13 protein-coding genes are annotated in these 15,955 nt (G+C 42.4%); 9 read left to right on the top strand and 4 right to left on the bottom strand.

Annotated features, from left to right (window positions below):
• Positions 1–50: 50 nt before the first annotated feature.
• A complete protein-coding gene (locus tag H6G05_RS19285; protein WP_190580509.1) occupies positions 51–1,580 on the bottom strand; it encodes a leucyl aminopeptidase in 1,530 nt (509 codons plus the stop codon).
• Between the two features lie 396 nt (positions 1,581–1,976).
• Here H6G05_RS19285 and H6G05_RS19280 point away from each other — a divergent pair, with 396 nt between their 5' ends.
• The 9 genes from H6G05_RS19280 (at position 1,977) to larC2 (ending at position 11,664) form a co-directional block, all read left to right on the top strand.
• Entirely contained in the window at positions 1,977–3,710 is a 1,734-nt protein-coding gene (locus H6G05_RS19280) for a TolC family protein (RefSeq protein ID WP_190580507.1), read from the top strand.
• 27 nt (positions 3,711–3,737) lie between these two features.
• Positions 3,738–4,043, top strand: a complete 306-nt coding sequence (locus H6G05_RS19275) for a hypothetical protein (RefSeq protein ID WP_190580505.1) — start codon at positions 3,738–3,740, stop codon at positions 4,041–4,043.
• A 384-nt stretch (positions 4,044–4,427) separates the two neighbouring features.
• Positions 4,428–5,474 carry a hypothetical protein gene (locus H6G05_RS19270; protein ID WP_190580503.1) on the top strand — a complete coding sequence of 349 codons (1,047 nt, stop codon included), beginning with the start codon at positions 4,428–4,430 and terminating at the stop codon, positions 5,472–5,474.
• Between the two features lie 171 nt (positions 5,475–5,645).
• A complete protein-coding gene (locus H6G05_RS19265; RefSeq protein ID WP_190580501.1) occupies positions 5,646–6,329 on the top strand; it encodes a tetratricopeptide repeat protein in 684 nt (227 codons plus the stop codon).
• 180 nt (positions 6,330–6,509) lie between these two features.
• On the top strand, positions 6,510–7,688 hold the full coding sequence (locus H6G05_RS19260) for a J domain-containing protein (RefSeq protein ID WP_190580499.1): 1,179 nt from the start codon (positions 6,510–6,512) through the stop codon (positions 7,686–7,688).
• 41 nt (positions 7,689–7,729) lie between these two features.
• Complete coding sequence (gene queG, locus H6G05_RS19255; protein ID WP_190580497.1) at positions 7,730–8,671, top strand: tRNA epoxyqueuosine(34) reductase QueG; 942 nt, start codon at positions 7,730–7,732, stop codon at positions 8,669–8,671.
• Between the two features lie 75 nt (positions 8,672–8,746).
• Positions 8,747–9,844, top strand: a complete 1,098-nt coding sequence (locus tag H6G05_RS19250) for a pentapeptide repeat-containing protein (RefSeq protein ID WP_190580495.1) — start codon at positions 8,747–8,749, stop codon at positions 9,842–9,844.
• A gap of 426 nt (positions 9,845–10,270) precedes the next feature.
• Entirely contained in the window at positions 10,271–11,161 is an 891-nt protein-coding gene (larC, locus tag H6G05_RS25665; protein ID WP_190580493.1) for a nickel pincer cofactor biosynthesis protein LarC, read from the top strand.
• Positions 11,162–11,175: 14 nt separating this feature from the next.
• Complete coding sequence (larC2, locus tag H6G05_RS25660) at positions 11,176–11,664, top strand: nickel pincer cofactor biosynthesis protein LarC2 (RefSeq protein WP_277874772.1); 489 nt, start codon at positions 11,176–11,178, stop codon at positions 11,662–11,664.
• Between the two features lie 31 nt (positions 11,665–11,695).
• On the opposite strand, the gene H6G05_RS19235 is transcribed toward larC2, so the two are convergent.
• The 3 genes from H6G05_RS19235 to H6G05_RS19225 form a co-directional block, all read right to left on the bottom strand.
• Positions 11,696–12,151 (bottom strand): gas vesicle protein K, encoded by a 456-nt coding sequence (locus H6G05_RS19235; RefSeq protein ID WP_094532240.1) that lies wholly within the window; start codon positions 12,149–12,151, stop codon positions 11,696–11,698.
• Between the two features lie 175 nt (positions 12,152–12,326).
• Positions 12,327–12,944 (bottom strand): ABC transporter ATP-binding protein, encoded by a 618-nt coding sequence (locus H6G05_RS19230; protein WP_190580484.1) that lies wholly within the window; start codon positions 12,942–12,944, stop codon positions 12,327–12,329.
• Between the two features lie 185 nt (positions 12,945–13,129).
• On the bottom strand, positions 13,130–15,604 hold the full coding sequence (locus H6G05_RS19225) for a response regulator (protein WP_190580482.1): 2,475 nt from the start codon (positions 15,602–15,604) through the stop codon (positions 13,130–13,132).
• Between the last annotated feature and the right edge of the window lie 351 nt (positions 15,605–15,955).

Raw genomic sequence — 15,955 nt, 5'->3', positions numbered from 1 at the left:
CATTATTAACCAATTAAACAAAAAAGGCTTGCTAAGCAAGCCTTTTTTGTTTAATTGATAATTAAATTTACTAAAGTTCGTACCGCAAACCCAGTACCGCCAGCATTGTTATAACCAGACTCACGCTCAGTCCAGACGGGACCCGCCACATCAAGGTGCGCCCAAGCAGTTGTTTTTTCCACAAACTGTTTCAGGAATAAAGCCCCTGTAATCGCACCGCCAGCCCGCGAACCTGTATTTTTGAAATCAGCAACCACTGACTTTAATTGATCAAAATAGGGATCTTCGAGGGGCATCCGCCAGAATTTCTCACCAGCTTCTTTTGCGGCTTTAGCGATCGCCTCAGCAAAATCATCATCAATCGACCACATACCTCCAATATCCTCACCCAAGGCGACCACACAAGCGCCTGTCAGCGTCGCCAGATCGACGATCGCATCCACACCCAACTTATCGGCATAGACCAGCGCATCGGCAAGAGTCAACCGACCTTCAGCATCAGTATTATTCACCTCAATGGTTTTGCCATTAGAAGCAGTGAGAATATCCCCTGGACGCATCGCACTGCCATTAACCATATTTTCGCAAGTAGCCACGATGAAATGCACTTCGATGTCGGTGGGTTGTAGATGAGCAATTACTTTTGCTGCACCGAGTGCGGCGGCAGAACCACCCATGTCGGTTTTCATTAGTTCGATGCTGCTGCCAATACCCGTTTTCAGATTCAAACCACCAGAGTCAAAGGTCAAGCCTTTGCCGACGATCGCTAATTTGCGCTTCGGTGTACCGTTGCTGTAGGTAAGGTGAATAAATTTGGGTGGAATGTCCGAGGCTCTAGCCACACCAAGGAAAGCGCCCATCCCCAGAGCTTCACATTCAGCCTGTTCGAGGATTTTGGCAGTGAAGTGTTCTGACTCATTGGCGATCGCTACCGCAGTTTCTGCCAATGTAATTGGGGTCACAATATTTGCAGGAGCCGATACTAACTCTCTTGCCAGTATCACACCATCGACAATCTGTTGCGCCTTCGTGATCGCAGGATTTGCTAACTCAGGATCGGTTTCTAAAATTTCAACTTGATCGAGGAACTGCGGGTTAGCGTTTTTGGATTTAAATCGTTTATCTTGGTGCGCTGCAAGTAATACACCCTCGGCGATCGCTTGAGATGTCAAACTCACATCTTGGTTATATATAGGAAAAGAAAGCGCCAGCTTTTTCACCTTCTCCTTATTTGCCCATTTCACAGCAGTTGCAGCAGCTTTACGCCAGACATCCGCATTAGCTTTAGCAGGATCGCCCAATCCGATTAAAATTACCTTACGGATGGCATAGTCAATCCCCACACGTCCACTGACCGCAGCCCCTGTTTCCCCCGTAAACTCTGACTCAGTAATCAAATCCGTTAAAGTGCAAGCCAAAACCTGAATATCCAAGTTTTTTAATGGTTCAGATAATTCTAGAGCTTGCTTTACTGAGTTTTCAGATTGCTCATTACTAGCCTGTGGACTAGCAAAAACAGCGATCGCAAGGGCATCACCATGCCAAGCCTGCGGAGCGGTTAATGATGGGAGAATATTCATTTTAGATACAGTCTGTAGAATTTGTTGCGACGTTATACCTAATATTAAAGCTTAGAAAGCAGAAGGGGCGTGAGGTGTGAATTACTGTTTTCCGATCAAAGCAGTTTTGGCATGTACAGATTCTACCCATCAAAACCAAAAAGATGAGTGGCGGCGCTTCGCGCCGCCACTCATCTTTTTGGTTTTATGTCCTTCAAATTTTGCTTGCAAAATCTAGAGACTTTTATGTGTAATATCTCTAAATTTCTAGGTTTGTACTACAATCTGTTATGCCAATATACAGACATAAACATCTTTACCCGATAGCATGATGATTGTGACGTAGGAGCTATCAGAAGATGCTTTGAGTAAAGTATGTTGGTTGCTATTTAAATGCGAGGAGTGACGGACTGAATTATGCGAATTTCTTCCAGTTGGTTGACGCTTGGTGCGAGTTTATCGCTTCTGATTCCAGCTTGGACAGCCAATGCTCAAGAATTTACCATGCCCCTAAGACCCTATACAAAGGTCGTCCTAGAGCCTGACTTTACAATCAAATACACTTCCTTGATCGCTTCAGAAGTGAATACCCTTGCAAAAGTAGATAGCCTTAAACTTAATAGTGAAAACAGTGCAAGTGCAAACAGTGCATTAGCCAGTGATCAACAACCTATCCTGCAAGATATTCAGTTAACGATCGCATCTTTACCCAAAGCCGTCCCTCCAGACACCTCAAAACTACCTGCCTCAGAGTCAACTATCCTCCAAGATAGTCTGCGATCGCAACCTGAAAAAGTCAGTTCTTCGACCGAACCTGCCAGAATAATTCCTAGCTCAGCTGCCTCGAATTCAGGGCAACTCGATCCTGCCCAACCACTAGTTGTGCCGACGACCCCTAGTCAAGTCAAACTAGACACCACCAAACCTGTTTCCCTCGCAGAACTTCTGGACTTAGTTGAAAAAACTAACTCTGATGCAATTCGCGCCAGAATTGCAATCGAACGTGCTCGTGCTGTATTACAAGAATCCGAAGCAGGTAGATCGCCAACAGTGACAGGATCAGTTCAATACAGTTACAGTGACTCCGCTCAAGCCCGTCTAAATAGCATTAACAACAACACTCCACTAGGTAGAACCACTAGTAATCCTCTCACTGGTACTGTCGGAGTAAATTACAATGTTTTTGACTCAGGTGTTAATGATGCAACGGTTCGGATTGCTGAGAATAACTTACGCATCGCAGAATCAGATCTCAGTCGCATTAGACAAAACATTCGCTTAAGTATCGTCACTGCTTATTACAACTTACAAAATACTGATGAAACTATCCGTATTCAAAGTAAAGCTGTTGAAAATGCGGAAAGAAGCTTAAAAGATACTAGGGCAAGAGAAAGAGCAGGTGTTGGTACAAAATTTGACGTATTGCAATCGGAAGTTCAACTTGCCAATGCTAGACAGGATTTACTCAATGCGGAAGCGGCTCAATTGGTGGCAAGACGTGAGTTATCACGTCAGCTAAATTATCCTGCTACTATCGAGATTACAGCTGCTGATAAAATTGCACCTGTCCCTGAATGGAAATTGCCAGTAGAAGAAACAATCTTATTAGCAGTGCGAAACCGTGCTGAGCTAGATATTCGCAAATTGGAGCGTGAAATTGCCCGCGATCGCGCCAACACATCGTTAGCCAGATTAGGTCCTCAAGTTAGTGTGTTTGGCAACTTTAATACGGCTTCTGAATTTACCAGTGGTAGTGGTATCGGCGTTGGCTATCAAGTTGGCGCAAGACTAGATTGGGATCTCTATGATGGTGGTAGAGCTGCCGCACAAGTAAATCAATTTAAAGCTGACCAAGCTATTGCCGAAACTCGGTTTGAGCAAGATGCCCGCCAAGCTCGTTATGACGTAGAAGAGTCATATATCAATCAGCGATCGCGCTTCCAGCAAATTGAAACAGCAACCAAAGCTGTGACAAGTGCTGAAGAAGCATTGCGTCTAGCTCGTTTGCGACTTGATGCAGGAGTGGGGACACAGCTTGAGGTAATTACTGCTGAGTCAGACCGTACTCGTGCTGAGGTTAATCGATTGCAAGCTATCATCGGTTACAACCAATCCCGCGCTAATCTTGAAAGAGCCATCAGTGGGTTATAAATACCAATTTTAGATTTTTAGGGTTGGATGATGACGGTAACAGATGGGGTTATTTATGCTTGTCTCTTTACGATTGTGTTGATTACCTTTAGTCTCCAATCAAGTATTAGGCGGCTTGAGAAAAAGATGAAACGCATGGATCTCTCACTAAGCGTGCTATTAAATCGGATGGAGATTGAGGTTCCATCTCAACTTTCAGATCGAGTCAAGCAGATCGCCCTTGATCCCTATAGAAAGTTAGAAGCCATCAAGCTCTATCGAGAAGAAACAGGAATAGGGCTTAGAGAAGCTAAAGAAGCAATAGAAGAGTTTATTGAACGTAACTTGCTGTAATCAAGAAAAGAGATGGCGCAAAGCGCCATCTCTTTTCTTTTGGATCTGAGTAATACCAAAACCCAGAATAAAAGTGGCGGCGCTTCGCGCCGCCACTTTTATTCTGGGTTTTATATCCTGACTTGACTAGCTACAGCAAAGCAAGTTTTGCTTAGGACATAAAAACCAAAGAATCGAGTGGCGGCGCTTCGCGCCGCCACTCGATTCTTTGGTTTTGGTTTGTACTAGCTAACTCTTTTTTTGCTATACAGCTATATTCTCAAGCATGTTAAAAAAATACATGGGTTTGGGTAACATCCTGCTTGTTACCCACAAAGCAACTACATACTCAAACAGTTGCCAAAGACGATGAGACCTAAGTTAGGGTCAAGATGAGGATAAATCATGAAAGCAGTGCGATTAAATCTTGAAGATAGACAGGCTTGGCAGAAATTGCAGCATGTTCTGACGAGTCTTGCTTCCGATTATATGGATCTAGTGGCTGCTGAGCAAACAGAATTTAAGTTTGAGCAGCAAGTTCTATCCATTGCTTTTACCCTGATTGCTTCTGATGTCGATCGCGATCGCCTAAACGAATTCACACAAAATATTGATCGATATTTCAATCGCCTACAATTAATTGGGGTGCGGCGGATTGAATGGGAATTTTATGTAATTGGGGAAGCAGCAACATTTTTAACACAAGGACGTGACATTCGTTTGATCGCGGCTCCTGCACCTTTACCGCAAAATGCCCTTGCACATAATGACTCTAGGAGAACACCTGTACGGAATGTAAAGGCAAGTAGTTCTCTAGCTAAAGGCAAATCGAAAGTTGGTAATATCGTCCGCCGTTTTCGTGGTTGGTTAACTGATCCCAAAACGCTCCAAGCTGCACGCACAGCCAGCCGTATTACAATTCGTGATCCTAGAGGTGCATTGGATGCAGTGCGAATTAATGCGATCGCTAAGTTTAATGACACGATCCAATGGGTTGATACTTTCCCTTGGGAAAATTGGACAAAGGAAAAGGCTCAGCAAATCAAACGTCGTCATCAACGAAATTTGTTTCGTGCAGTAATTGAAGATATCCTGATTATGGGAGTCATGCTGATCGCTTTATATTGGTTGACTGAAGCTTTATCAGGTCCGAGCATTAATCTTGCACTCATGCCCAAGCGTCATCATGACACTAATATCACCGATGTTCAGTATCGTTGCGGTAATCCTGCTGTATCTTTAAAAAATTATATCTGCCTAGGGAAGGGGATGCGTTATGACCAAGTAGCAAGTATCTTGGGCAATGAAGGTAAGCCCTTGGGAATCGATCATAATTTTGGAGATCGTGCAGTAGTAATTAGTTGGACAAGTTCAGACTTGAGTATGAATGCCACTTTTGTAGATGACAAACTGGTATCAAGGGCTTATCGACAAATTAATGCTAGCAAATAGAAAGTAAAAAGCTTACTTCGTAAGCTTTTTACTTAATTAACATAAAATACAAAAAAGCTCTAACAAAAATTCCCGTGTGAGCTTTTTTGTATAACCAACAGGAAATTTGTCTTGAAACGATCGCCAACACTCTTGATCTGCTTGAATTTGTGCGTAGTACTCACAAACATCATGTCAGTATTACCTGCGATCGCGGTTAATACTAAAACAAATTTATCGCAGACCCTCAAAACCACCCCAGCCAATAAACGTGCTGCTGACGAATATCGGCAAATGGGGCTTGCCTATCGTCAGCAAGAACGTTTTGATGAAGCGATCGCCGCTTTGCAAAAATCAGTTACCCTCGATCCTCAAAATCTGGATGGGCGTATTATCCTTGGATGGACACAGCACCTCGCTAAAAAACATGACGATGCTGCTACTTCGCTGTGGGAAGCAATTTATTTATCACCAACATCATTGCAAGCATTTAATGCGATCGGCATTGTTTATTTAGTGCGTGGCGATTTACCGCAATCTGTAATCCTGCATAGTTGGGCGGCGATGCTCAAAGCTGACAACGAAATCGCCCACTACAATCTCAGCTTGGCTTATCAACGCTTACAACAATATGATCTAGCGATCGCCTATGCCCAAAAAGCGATTGAACTGGAACCAAATAATCCCCATCCCTTTGTAGCTGGTGCGATCGCCCAATGGACATCTGGTGATCAAACTAGGGCAAAAAAAACATTTCGAGAGGCGATCGGGGTGGATTCTCGATATCGTAGTCCTGAATTTTTAAACTTTCTTAACGAAGCTGGTTTTAGTAATGAGCAAATTCAAACGGCAAAACAAGTTTTAGCCAGCTTATAGTTTGCTTTATGCAAAAGGTGAGGAGCGCATTAACCCTTTTGGATTTTAATCTATAGAAAATATGTGATTATTGCGATAGTACCTGTATTACTAATGGGTAAGCTATTATTACTTATCTAGTTTAGAATCTTTTAAAATCTGAAAGATCTTGTTTGGGTAGAGCAACGCAGAGGATAGATAGTGGAAACCCCAAGAACATTTCGTATAGATCGCGGCATCGGTCAATATGACTTTAATGATTACTATGCTGTGTTGGGCTTACCATTAACAGCAGAGTCTTCCCTTGTGCGTAGACGATACCTTCTAATAGCCAAATGTCTACATCCTGATATTCATGGGCGATCGCATTCTGAAAAGCAAATAGCTACCCAATATCTATCCAAATTAGTTAATCCTGCCTACAATGTCCTGTCTCAAGAGCGAGAGCGGACAGAATATTCGGCAATTCTCAAACTGCTGGGCAAACGCTTAATGAAGCGTAATCAAAAATTTTTACCACAGTCAGATATTGCCCAAAAATACTTGGTTTCCTCAAAGGAAGTTAATTATGAGCAAACAATTCATGAAATAGCCAAACAACAGTATCAAGATCTAGGCAAAGCTTTAGAAAACATTGGCTTATTAAGTGAACTAAATTTAGTGCATATCCTGCTACAAGAGGGGTACAAACATGCGCCAAGTACACCGACTGTAAGTTCTAGCAATGCCTATACGTCGCCAGCAAAGCCTACTAGCAGTGATGACACCCGCATTCAAAATAATAATACATCTGTTAATAGAGCAAGTTCTACTAGTAACACGGGCGTTAATAGCACAGGAACTAATAGGGCAGGCTCATCTTATTCCAATAGCGCAGGCAGTTATCAAATGCGGAGCGAGTCTCAAACACCATTGCGTAACAATAGCAGCACGTCTAATACTAATGCAGCCAAAAATACCAATCAAACTGCCAATAACAACCAAGCGAGCAATAAAAGTAATGCTGCTGATGGCTCACTTAATCAATATATTCGTCAAGCGGAAAACTTTATCAATCAAAAGTTATGGGCTTCCGCTTTAAAGGAACTGCGGAGTGCTATCCAAATTGATTGTAACAATAGCAAATGTCATGCTTTATTGGGATTTGTCTATATGAATCAAAAGTTATCAGGCATGGCTAAAGTGAGTTTCCAACAAGCCTTGAAACTAAATCCTGATGAACCAATAGCTAAGCAATATATTGACCAAGTAAGTGGTACTAATGCCAGTGGTACTAATGCTGGTGGTACTAATGCTGGTGGCACTAATTCGACAAAAACAGATCCTAAAGCCAAGAATGATAAAAAAGGTGGATTTTTTGGTTGGTTAGGTGGTGGTTAATAATATAGGTAGTACTTTGCACTGCCTATATTATGGGCATTATGAAAAAATTATCGCAAGCAGAACTTAAATTAGCGATCCAACAACAGGCGATCGCTCTCGGTTTTAGCAAAGTTGGCATAGCTAAAGCTGAATCGGGCATCGAGTCAGAACGTTTGCAGTCATGGTTAGCCTTAGGATATCAAGCAGATATGGACTGGATGACCAATCCTAAGCGGCAAGATATCTCACAGGTAATGACAGGAGTAAAGTCAGTAATTTGTGTGGCTTTAAATTACTACACACCTCATCAGCATTCAGGCGATCGCAATGTTGGTAAAATTTCCCGCTATGGTTGGGGACGAGACTATCACAAGGTTTTAACCAAGAAGCTCAAAGCTTTGGCTACTTGGTTAAATGCTCAAGGGGAGAATATTCAAACTCGTTATTATGTGGATACTGGTCCAATCGCGGAAAAAGCCTTTGCTCAGAGGGCAGGGATCGGTTGGATTGGCAAGCATAGCAATGTAATTACACGGGACTATGGTTCTTGGTTGTTTTTGGGAGAAGTGTTAACTAATTTAGAATTAGAACCCGATCGCCCACACACAGAGCATTGCGGGACATGCACGCGCTGCATTGAGGCCTGCCCAACGGGAGCGATCGCACAGCCCTTTGTGGTTGATGCTAATCGCTGTATTGCTTTTCATACGATTGAAAATAAAGCTACCCAAATCCCTGACGCGATCGCCTCTAACTTACAAAATTGGGTGGCTGGTTGTGATATCTGCCAAGACGTTTGTCCTTGGAATCAGCGATTTGCTCAAGAAACCTTGGAGACTGATTTTCAGCCTTTTCCTCACAATATTGATCCTCCGCTAGAAGCATTGGTAAACATGACTGAGCAAGAGTGGGATCAGCATTTTACAGGCTCGGCTTTGAGAAGGATTAAACGCGATCGCTGGCAACGCAATGCTAAAGCTGCGATCAATTCAGCCATTTAGCTTGTATGGATTTATTCAATGAAACAGCTTAAATTAGAATCATCTCTAAACATCAATTTGAGTAACTAAATCATCTTGGCTGATCTAAAGATTGTTCGACATATTAAAGATGGCGCTGAGCGTTGGAATGCTTGGCGCGAAAAAACTCAGTCTGAGGAGATTGATCTGCAAAAGGCTGACTTATCTGGTTTGAAGCTAGGTGGTGCAAATCTGTCTAAAGTAAACTTGAGTAAAGCTAACTTGAGTAAAACAGATTTGACCCAAGCAAATCTTTCGGGTTCAAACTTAACTGAGGCAGCCTTTGTAAATGCCAATCTAAAAGGAGCTAATTTGAGTGGTGCAACTCTCAAGCAAGTTAACTTTAGTCAGGCTAATCTTCAGGATGTGAATCTCTCTAACACAGATCTGCGATCGCTAGAACTGAGAGGCATAAATCTTGGCATCGCGAATCTTAGTGGCGCAGATTTACGTGGTGTGAATCTGAGTGATGAGAGCTTCAAAAGTGCAAATCTCAGCGGTGCAAATCTTAGTGGTGCAAATCTCCAAAACACTGACTTTAGTGGCGCAAACTTAAGCAATGTGAACTTAAGTAAAGCTAAACTAAATCGCTCCAAATTAAGGGGAGCATTATTAACCCGTGCCAATTTATACGGAGCATCCCTTGATTTTGCTGACATTAGTATGGCGGGATGTCTAATGGCAAATTTTAGTGAGGCAATTTTAAACAATGCGATTTTGAACAATGCAAATTTAGGTGGTGCGATTTTAAGTGGAGCGCAACTGGTTAGAGCCGAATTACATAACACATTTTTAAATGATGCTTCTCTGAGCATGGCTAATTTTACGAAAGCTAATCTCAGCGATGCTGATTTCAGTCAAACCTATATGTACAGAGCTATTTTGTCACAGACAACTTGTATCGAAACAAAATTTCGCCATGCGGAAATGCAGGAAGTGGATCTGAGTATGGCAATTCTTAAAAAAGCAAATTTTGCGATCGCCGACCTACAAAATGCTTACTTAGGAGGTGCGGATTTGAGTGGTGCGATCTTAATTGGAACTAACTTAGAAAAGGCAAATCTGGCTAATGCTAATTTAACTGATGTAGTTATTGAAAGTACTATTTGGACAGGTGCAAATCTTCAGGGAGTAATTGGGATTTCTCCGAAATAATGCTGTTGTTATATAGCTATAGCCACCTGTATCAGGACAAATCAAAACCCAAATAGTGTGAGGCGGCGCTTTTCACCGCCTCACACTATTTGGGTTTTATGTCCTAACAAGAATGGCAACAGCTATAAATAGCAATGTAAGTTTTGCTTGGGACATAAAACCAAAAAGATGAGTGGCGGCGCGAAGCACCGCCACTCATCTTTTTGGTTTTGATCTGTCCTAGCTATCTCTTGTGTTGCTATAGAAAGCCAAAATCTTTTGTAAGAAAGGCAAGTGGCTTAAGCCACTTGTTCTTCAGAGTAGTTTTGCCTAGGATATAAAACCTCAAACTTGTGAGGCGGTGCAAAGCGCCGCCTCACAAGTTTGGGGTTTTGAAATGTTAGGATTCAGTTGCAGGTTGTTTTTATAAATTTCGTAAGGCTTAGCATGGGAATCGTTGCATATTTGGATTGTCCGACAGGAATTGCAGGTGACATGTGCTTAGGTGCGTTGGTGAGTGCAGGTGTACCTTTAGAGTATTTGCAAAATATTGTTCATCAATTAGGACTCGATCGCGAAGTGAAGCTGTGGACAGAATCTGTTCATAGAGGTGGGATTGCAGCCACAAAAATGCATGTCGAATTACTAGACTATAGCGGTGCTGAGCCACCCACCATTGCGGCTGAACAATCTCATTCTCATTCTGATCATGGTCATTCCCATAGCCATGAAGAACATAATCATGATTCCCATAGCCATGAGCATTCCCATAAGCCACATTCCCATAAAGCGCATTCCCATCCAGTTCATCGTCACTTACCCGATATTGAGAAGATCATTCGTGATGCTAAATTACCTAAACAGGTTGAAGTTTGGAGTTTAGCAACATTTAAAGAACTAGCGATCGCGGAAGGAGCAGTACATGGCATTGCGCCCGAAGCAGTACATTTTCACGAAGTGGGGGCGATCGATGCGATCGTTGATATTGTCTGTACCTGTGCAGGATTTGCATGGTTAGAAGTTGAAAAAATCTATTGCTCAGCTTTGCCTGCGGGTGGAGGATATGTAAATTGCGATCATGGCAAAATGCCAGTGCCAGCACCTGCTACATTGAAATTGTGGGAAATGCATGGGGTGACTACGTTTGATAATGGTATTAGGAAGGAATTAGTCACACCCACAGGGGCAGCGATCGCCGTAACTCTCAGTGAAAGTTTTGGTGAAGTTCCCTTAATGAAAATCAAAAAAGTGGGTTTAGGTGCTGGTACGCAAGATCTAGAAATTCCAAATACTTTGCGGCTATGGATTGGTAAGAGCAAAAAAAAACCCTTGAAGTAAAGGAACATCGGGCGTTGCCCGATGTTCCTTTACTTCAAGGGTTTCAAACTGTCGAAACCATCGCTGTTTTAGAAACGCAAGTCGATGACATGACTGCACAGGCGATCGCCTATACCATGGAGCAGTTATTGGAAAATGGCGCTCTTGATGTTTATACCCAAGCGATCGGCATGAAGAAATCGCGCAATGGAATACTGATTACGGTTACTTGTCCCTGCGATCGCCAAACCATTTGTGAGCAAATTCTGTTTCGGGAAACCAGTACTCTCGGCATTAGGTATCGATTACAGGAGCGTAAAATTCTCTATCGGGAAATTCATGAAGTCGAAACGGAATATGGCAAGGCGCGGGTCAAGATTGCATGGCGCGATGGATTCTGTACGATTCAGCCAGAATATGAGGACTGTGCAAAGTTAGCGCGATCGCATAATATTCCATTAATTCGAGTTCAAGAAATAGTTAAACTAGCGGGAGAATTGATTAATCGTAGGGGCAATTCATGAATTGCCCCTACGATTAATCAATGCAATGATGTTAATGAGATGCAGATTTATCGCCTGAAGTTAGTAATAATTTCAACTTGAGGTCTATTAAATTAATGTCAGCTAAGCCTATTTGTACATCACCTTCTAAAACGATTCCTGTACTGATTAAGCGATCGAGCAATTCCAAAATTGATGATTCACTTGATGATTTGTCGGGATAATATGCACCACGTCTAGGCAGTAGTTTGCCAAATTCACCTAAATCAAGATTCAGGTCTTCAGGATCGATATCGAGAACTTCGCAAAGATTAAAAATCTGCTGTTCTAAAGCTTGCAAACTATCGGCGGCTTTCTCTATTTCAGATTCAGTTAACTTTTCAGCATCCATCCGTCGAATTACTTGGGCTTCCATTAACTGACGCAACAGTTCTACTAATGTGAGAATTAGTGGCGCTAGTCCAGATTTTTTGGGCTTGACAATTAAACTGTCATTACTATCAGTCATTAGAGAATTCCACAGGCTTCTTGGCGTAGTTTATACCAAATTAAGAAATGGCTACGCCATTTCTTAATTTAAAAACCTTTACTAGGTTTGTTTTTTTATTCACAAAAGTGTTGTCAAACTTTCGAGAATTGTTGTTAGAGTAGGTTGCAACACGAAGCGCTGCAACCTGCTCTTTTTATATCTTGCCATGGGAAATAGTCCAAGTTTGATCAGCCATCGAGTCAAGCTCTTCAGGATCATGGGTGACGACGAGAATTGTCCAATTTTTTTTAAGTTCTTGCAGGATGCCAAGGATTTGCTTTCGCATTGACCAGTCTAAGCCTGCGGTAGGCTCATCAAGCAATAACAGGCTGGGTTGACGAATTAACTGTACCGCAAGCGCTAATCGTCTCTGCTGACCACCACTCAGTGACTGTGGTGATGCACTGGGACTGAGATGGCTTAAACCCACAGAATTTAATGCTCCTTGGATGCGATCGCCATCTAGATCGATATGTCCCAATCTTAATTCTTCTAAAATCGTACTTCCACAAAAATGACGTTCAGGAAACTGAAATACTAATCCACATATTTGCTGCAAGTGGTCAGGTAGTAATTCTTGAGAGTGCCAATAAATGCTGCCACTAGTCCAATCGACAAATCCAGCCAAAATTTCCAGTAAGGTACTTTTACCAGAACCACTGGGTCCCACCATCAAGCCCAATTGCCGATCCTGCAACTCAAAAGATATATTTTGAAGAATTGCTTCAGGGGTAGCAGGTGGGTGATAGCAAAGATTGCGGATAGAAAGCATAAAAAATATGAAGGTTAGAATGGCTAAGCCATTCTAACCTTCATTCTTAAAAAGAAGAAATGGCAACACTTTGCGCTAACACTTCTTCAAATGCTAAAGAACACAAAGTAAGGGCAATTCATGAATTTCCCTTACTTTGCAGTGCGGATTTCAAGTCATTTTTGCGTAATCCCTAAAAAACGGGTTCATAATTTTGCAAGTTCTTCGCAAGCGATTTGATATTGCTGCTCAATTTGGGAGAAGAGGTCGGGCAAGCCTACGGGATCTTCACGTTTGCCCTTTAGCTCAACTTCAAGACAAAGTTTTCCTAGAGTCTTAGCTCCCAAAATATTGCTACTTCCTTTCAAGGTGTGTGCGTTATAGCTCACCTCTTGCAGATCGTTATTGGCGATCGCCTGTCTCAAGTTTTTCAATAGGACGGGTGCTTCTTCGATCGTGAATAAATTGATCATCCGCCCAATCAACTTAGGATTAATTTGTTGAAGATTTTTAATGGCGGCTGGATCGATCACTGAAGAACTCATATCCTTAGCAACTGTATTGATTGCATCCGCCTCATTAATTTGCTCACCCACAGCCCATTTCTCGATTGTCCGTTGCAGTGAATCCATCATGATTGGCTTGCTGATGTAATCATCCATCCCAGCGCGTAAGCACATTTCGCGATCGCCCTGCATCGCACTAGCAGTCATGGCAATAATCGTAGGACGTTCATAACCCGTGTGGAGATCATGCCAATGATTAACCAGATGAGCTGCGGTTTCTAATCCATCCATTTCTGGCATCTGCACATCTAGCAATAACAAATCATAACGGTTTACCTGTAAAGCTTCTAATACTGCCAAGCCATTATCGACGACATCAGGCTGATAGCCCATCTTAATCAGCATCGCCATCGCCAGTTCTTGATTAATTAAATTATCTTCCGCAATCAAAATTTTTAATGGCACGCGATCGCCTAACCGACTACCATTACTAATACTCTTATTCATCGCATCTTGCAGAGTATAGCTTGGTCGTTCCTTAGCAATTTGGGTGGTGATGGTAAAGGAAAAAATCGAACCTTGATTAGTCTTACTTTCGACTTGAATTTTACCTCCCATAGTCTCTACTAAATTCTTACAGATCACGAGTCCTAGCCCAGTACCGCCATATTTACGGGCGGTCGTCGCAGTTGCTTGCGAAAAAGGCTGAAATAGTCGCTGTCTCTGTTCATCGGTAATGCCAATCCCCGTATCAGTTACCGAAAATAGTAATTGAAAGGGCTGATCGGGGTTAGGAACTTGCTCAGAAGCTAAACGCACCCCAATTCGCACTGAACCTGTATCTGTAAATTTGAGGGCATTAGAAACGAGATTCAATAGAATTTGTCGCAGTCTGGTCACGTCTCCTACGATAAAGGGAGGAACATAGGTATGCATACTAACTTCAAACTTCAGACTTTTTTCCTTGGCTTTCGATAACTGCACGTCATAGATATCGCGTACCAAAGCTCTGACATCTAGGGCTACACTTTCTAATTCCAATTTGCCAGATTCAATTTTCGAGAAATCCAAAATATCATTGATTACTGAAAGTAGCATTTCCCCACTGACTTGGATCGTCCGTACAAATTTATTCTGTTCATTGTTGAGATCAGTGCCTGCTAGGAGTTGGGTCATACCGATCACCCCATTGATCGGTGTCCGAATTTCGTGGCTCATCATCGCCAGAAAAGCAGCTTTAGTGCGAACTGCTTCTTCAGCCTCATCTTTGGCTTTACGCAGATCCTCCATTAATTGCATCTGTAGTAGATCTGCCTGTTTTTTGGCGGTGATATCTCGAAAGCACCAAATCAAGCCAAAGAATTTATTTTGCTCAGAACTGACAGGGCTAGTGTAGTAATCAAATACGCGATCGCCATAAATAATTTCGCCATGTCTGACTACATCAGGATCATCGTAAGTAGTCTCTATCAAACTTATTAATACTTCGGGAAGATCGGATTTAACAAAAAATGTCCCCAGTGGCGATCCATTATGAAACTCAGGCTCCAGCCCATCACCCATAAATAAGTTATGGGGAATGTTCCACATTTCGCATAACCGACGGTTAAAACTAACAATGCGTCCTTGTTCATCAACGGCAAGAATTCCATCGATCACCGCCTCTTTTTGAGCATGGAGTAGGAGGTTAGTCCGTTGAAGATCCTTGAGCATCCCAATTCTGTCAAATACCGCGTGAGAGAGTTCTTGATTCTTTTGCGCTAGGTGTATTTGCAGATGCCGCAATGACAAATGTAAATGCACACGCGCAAATAGTTCAGCAAGCTGAGACAGTTTGACGACAATAAAATCTGAACCACCACTTTCAAAAGCTTGAAGCTTTGCGGCGATATCATCATGGATGCTCGTAAAAATGATTGGAATATTTTCGGTGATTGTGTCAGCCTTGAGAATGCGAGCCACTTCATAGCCACTTATTTGTGGCAAGAATATATTCAACAGGATCAAGTCTGGAGGATGGGATTGCACGTACAACAAAGCACCACTGCTATCTCCAGCAGTTTTGACGATATAGCCATGCTTTTTTAGAGCCGATGCTAGTTCATGGCGAATATCTGGATCATTGTCAACTAAGAGTATTGTTGATTGAGCAACATTGATCGCATTTGCTTGCACGACTTGATCACCTTTTGATCATTTTAGTAGAAAGCTTACAGTGCTTTGTGCTGAAGTAAAACCTAGATTTTTATTAAAACTCATGTTACGTGGAAGATTGTAAAGCCATCACCCCTAACCCCTCTCCCGCAGGAGAGGGGAACAAGAAAATATGGGTTTTGATCCCCTTCTCTTGCGGGAGAAGGGGTTGGGGGATGAGGGTTCCACGTAACGTCAGTTAAAAGTCTTACTTTATACCAGATCAAGAAAGTGTTGTCACACTTTCTTGATCTGGTATTACGGCTCTTTTATATAGCAATTTTCAAACAAACGAGGTACAAAGGTTTGTTTCCCCGCCGAAGGTGGGGAAAC

It is taken from the genome of Phormidium tenue FACHB-1050 (assembly GCF_014696925.1).
GTDB lineage: Bacteria > Cyanobacteriota > Cyanobacteriia > Pseudanabaenales > Pseudanabaenaceae > Pseudanabaena.
This window is presented reverse-complemented; position numbering and strand designations above follow the sequence as displayed.

What these genes read in the sequence shown, in the direction of transcription:
- H6G05_RS19285 (WP_190580509.1), bottom strand. Translation starts at nt 1,580, where the DNA reads ATGAATATTCTCCCATCATTAACCGCTCCGCAGGCTTGGCATGGTGAT.
- H6G05_RS19280 (WP_190580507.1), top strand. Translation starts at nt 1,977, where the DNA reads ATGCGAATTTCTTCCAGTTGGTTGACGCTTGGTGCGAGTTTATCGCTT.
- H6G05_RS19275 (WP_190580505.1), top strand. Translation starts at nt 3,738, where the DNA reads ATGATGACGGTAACAGATGGGGTTATTTATGCTTGTCTCTTTACGATT.
- H6G05_RS19270 (WP_190580503.1), top strand. Translation starts at nt 4,428, where the DNA reads ATGAAAGCAGTGCGATTAAATCTTGAAGATAGACAGGCTTGGCAGAAA.
- H6G05_RS19265 (WP_190580501.1), top strand. Translation starts at nt 5,646, where the DNA reads ATGTCAGTATTACCTGCGATCGCGGTTAATACTAAAACAAATTTATCG.
- queG (WP_190580497.1), top strand. Translation starts at nt 7,730, where the DNA reads ATGAAAAAATTATCGCAAGCAGAACTTAAATTAGCGATCCAACAACAG.
- larC (WP_190580493.1), top strand. Translation starts at nt 10,271, where the DNA reads ATGGGAATCGTTGCATATTTGGATTGTCCGACAGGAATTGCAGGTGAC.
- H6G05_RS19235 (WP_094532240.1), bottom strand. Translation starts at nt 12,151, where the DNA reads ATGACTGATAGTAATGACAGTTTAATTGTCAAGCCCAAAAAATCTGGA.
- H6G05_RS19230 (WP_190580484.1), bottom strand. Translation starts at nt 12,944, where the DNA reads ATGCTTTCTATCCGCAATCTTTGCTATCACCCACCTGCTACCCCTGAA.